The sequence below is a fragment of the Rhizorhapis sp. SPR117 genome, from assembly GCF_021742065.1.
In genome coordinates, this window is the sequence record NZ_JAKKIE010000151.1 from 1 (window position 1) to 2,699 (window position 2,699).

Annotated in this window: 3 protein-coding genes and 1 pseudogene; 1 reads left to right on the top strand and 3 read right to left on the bottom strand. The window is 55.6% G+C overall.

What is annotated here, in order from left to right:
• Positions 1-145: 145 nt before the first annotated feature.
• Positions 146-769 (top strand): superoxide dismutase, encoded by a 624-nt coding sequence (locus L3X40_RS21520; protein ID WP_237367374.1) that lies wholly within the window; start codon positions 146-148, stop codon positions 767-769.
• Between the two features lie 142 nt (positions 770-911).
• On the opposite strand, the gene ispZ is transcribed toward L3X40_RS21520, so the two are convergent.
• The 3 genes and pseudogenes from ispZ to L3X40_RS21535 form a co-directional block, all read right to left on the bottom strand.
• Complete coding sequence (gene ispZ / locus L3X40_RS21525) at positions 912-1,535, bottom strand: septation protein IspZ (RefSeq protein WP_237367375.1); 624 nt, start codon at positions 1,533-1,535, stop codon at positions 912-914.
• The gene (gene ftsY / locus L3X40_RS21530; protein WP_237367376.1) at positions 1,528-2,457 is read right to left on the bottom strand and encodes a signal recognition particle-docking protein FtsY; all 930 of its coding nucleotides are present in this window, start codon (positions 2,455-2,457) and stop codon (positions 1,528-1,530) included. The genes ispZ and ftsY overlap by 8 nt, the downstream gene beginning before the upstream one ends.
• Positions 2,454-2,630, bottom strand: a pseudogene (locus tag L3X40_RS21535) (tRNA (N(6)-L-threonylcarbamoyladenosine(37)-C(2))-methylthiotransferase MtaB); the annotation flags it as partial. The pseudogene L3X40_RS21535 and the gene ftsY, both read right to left, overlap by 4 nt.
• Between the last annotated feature and the right edge of the window lie 69 nt (positions 2,631-2,699).

Genomic DNA, 2,699 nt, shown 5'->3' on the forward strand with positions numbered 1-2,699 from the left:
GCCGACGAGATCCTCGCCGCCGTCAAACGCTTCTGCCAGAAAACAATGAAGCGAACTTCGGATTCAGGTGACTAGGGGGTTGAACCATTTGCGGTTTCGGCCGTTTCCCGATCATCTTCCCCATCGAAAAAAAGGACGATATTCCATGCCTTTTGTATTGCCCACACTTCCTTATGCCAAAAACGCCTTTGGCAGCATCATATCCGAGGAAACCTTCAGCTATCATCATGGCAAGCACCACAATGCCTATGTCGTAAAAGCCAATGAACTTGTTCCGCAAGCGGGGCTTGAAGGTGCAAGCCTGTCCCAGGCGATAAAAGTTGCCAAGGAAAAGGAGAAAGCGGGCCTGTTCAATCAGCTTGGTCAAATCTGGAACCATAGCTTCTACTGGCTGGGCTTGAGTCCTGAAAAGCAGAAGCCGACGGGCAAGCTGGAAGACATGATCAAGCGCGATTTCGGCAGCGTTGAGGACATGCTGGCGAAGTTCAAGGCAGAAGCCGTCGGCCATTTTGCCAGCGGCTGGGCCTGGCTGATCCTGAACAACGACAAGCTGGAAATCACATCACTGCACGATGCTGACACCCCGGTCGCTCATGACAGGATGAAGCCGCTGTTGACGCTCGATGTGTGGGAACATGCCTATTATATCGATTATCGCAATGCGCGCCCCGATTATGTCGACGCGCTGTTGAAGAACGCAATCAACTGGGATTTCGTAGCGCAGAATCTGGACGGCGAAGGCGTCAGTCGCGCCGATCAGCCGGGCTGATTTTCGTGAGGGTGCCGGGTTTTGAACTTGGCCCCCTCAATCAACAGCCGTTCGTGTCGAGCGAAGTCGAGACACGTTCGCGGCAAGCCAGCGTCCCTCGACTTCGTTCGGGACGAACGGTTTTGATGAATGCGTTACAGTGCTACCCCTGCGGCGGGAGCGTTTCGCCGATTTCCTCGCTGTCGATCTTGTCACCGATGTTCATGCCGTGACGCAGCAGCATCGGCACATTGGCCAGCGCAAAGAGGAAGGACAGAGCAGTCACTGCCCAGACCTTCAGCGTCAGCCATGTCTCAAACGTCAGAAATGCGCGCATTCCCTCATTTAGGAGCGCCATGAAGATGAAGAACACAGCCCAGTTGCGCGACAGCTTCAACCAGCCGGTCTCGTCCAGCCCGTCATAGGCCGCTTGCAACAAATATTTGAGCAGCGGTTTTCCCTTTGCCAGACCGCCAAACAGCATCAGTGCAAAAAATGTGTAGATGACGGTGGGCTTGATCTGGATGAAGCGCTCGTCATGGAAATAGATGGTGAGACTGCCAAAACCCAGCACCAGCACTGCCGATAGCCAGAGCATCGGCGAAACCTTGCCCAGCTTTATTTTTGAGATAATGACCGCTACGACGATGGCTGCCATGAAGGCCGCTGTACCAGCGATGATTCCCACAAATTGATAGGTAAGGAAGAAAACCAGAAGCGGCCCGAAGTCCAGCATCAGGCCGATATTGCCATGCTGTTTTTGCGGCGTCTGTTGGGTGTCAGTCATAGGCTGTTCCGGCAATCGCTTTTGAAAGTTCATGGGCATCGAAGGGGCGAAGGTCGTCAATGGTCTCACCCACCCCGATGGCGTGGATAGGCAGTTTATATTTTTCCGCCGCCGCCACCAATACGCCTCCGCGTGCAGTACCGTCCAGCTTTGTCATGACAAGGCCGGTGACGCCGGCCATTTCCTGAAACACTTCGATTTGGGAAAGGGCATTCTGTCCGGTCGTGGCGTCGAGCACCAACACGACATCATGAGGCGCGGCTGGATTGAGCCGACCCAACACCCGGCGGATCTTGGCAAGCTCGTCCATTAACTCGCGCTTGTTTTGCAATCGTCCGGCGGTATCGACGATCAGCACGTCAATGCCCGTCGCGGTCGCCTGTTTTACCGCCTCATAGACAATCCCCGCTGCATCGCCACCTTCCTTGCCAGTGACGATGGGAACACCCAAACGTTCGGCCCAGACCTTGAGCTGGCCGATGGCAGCGGCGCGGAAGGTATCGCCCGCGGCCAACATCACGCCATAATCCTGTTCCTGGAAAAGATGGGCGAGCTTGGCAATCGTGGTGGTCTTGCCAGAACCATTGACGCCGATCACCAATATGACCTGTGGGCGCGGGAATGCCTCTATTTCCAGCGGCTTGGCGACAGGTTCAAGCACCTGTTCGATTTCTTCGGTGACGATTTCGCGCAGGTAATCCTCGGTCAGCTCCTTGTTGAACCGACCTTCGGACAGACGTTCGCGGATCCGGCCAGCCATGGCCGGACCCAGATCAGACAGGATCAGGGCTTCCTCGATCTCATCCAGCGTTTCGTCATCAAGCGCAGCCTTGGTGAACAGGCCGGTCAGATTTTCGCTCAGGCGGTCGGAGGTGCGACGAAATCCGCCAAAGAGTCGTGTGTGCCAGTTCGTATCACTCATAAGGCCTCTTGGGCGATCAGGCGGTTCTTCTCAACCCCGGCGATGATTGCCGGCACGATTTTGCCTGCAATCTGGGGATTGCCGAACCTCACGGGTGCGAAGTTTTCGGCATGGCCGGACAGGCCATCGCGCTCCACCAATATGGTCTGTGGCGTTCCGATCAAGGCGTTTAGAGTCCTCTTGGAGGAGGAACCCCTCCGACTTCAGTCGGATACTGGCTTTAGCCTTAGACTCGGCCAGTA